The organism is Saccharothrix sp. ST-888 (assembly GCF_000955975.1).
Lineage (GTDB): Bacteria > Actinomycetota > Actinomycetes > Streptomycetales > Streptomycetaceae > Kitasatospora.
This window is the reverse complement of record NZ_JYJF01000877.1, coordinates 1-315: the sequence shown is the minus strand read 5'-3', so window position 1 is coordinate 315 and position 315 is coordinate 1. Positions and strand designations below refer to the sequence as shown.

Annotated in this window: 1 protein-coding gene; it reads right to left on the bottom strand. The window is 73.3% G+C overall.

Annotation, left to right across the window (positions count from 1 at the left end; all coding sequences use genetic code 11):
- Positions 1-315: D-alanyl-D-alanine carboxypeptidase (locus tag UK12_RS34895; RefSeq protein ID WP_045307240.1), on the bottom strand; the 315-nt coding region annotated here is incomplete at both ends.

Genomic DNA, 315 nt, shown 5'->3' with positions numbered 1-315 from the left:
TGAGCGGCGGGGTCATGCTGCGCGGAGTGGCCAGGTCGGGGCGGGGGAGGCCGGGGCCGTCCACCTGGCGGGCGGCCGGGCCGGCGATGCCGTTGGGCTTCAGGAGGCGGCCGATCTGGGTCACGACGGCGCGACAACTGCCCTGGCCGCGCTGGACCTTGCCGAGCTCGTTGGTCAGGGTCTCGGGGAGCCCGTTGTTGCTGAGCTTGAGCATCGGGACGACCAGCTGGGAGGTCGGCTGCGAGTCGTGGCCGGCCAGCAGCTGCGAGTTCTCGCTGCCGGTCGCCGCCGCCACACCGTTCTGGACCGTGACGC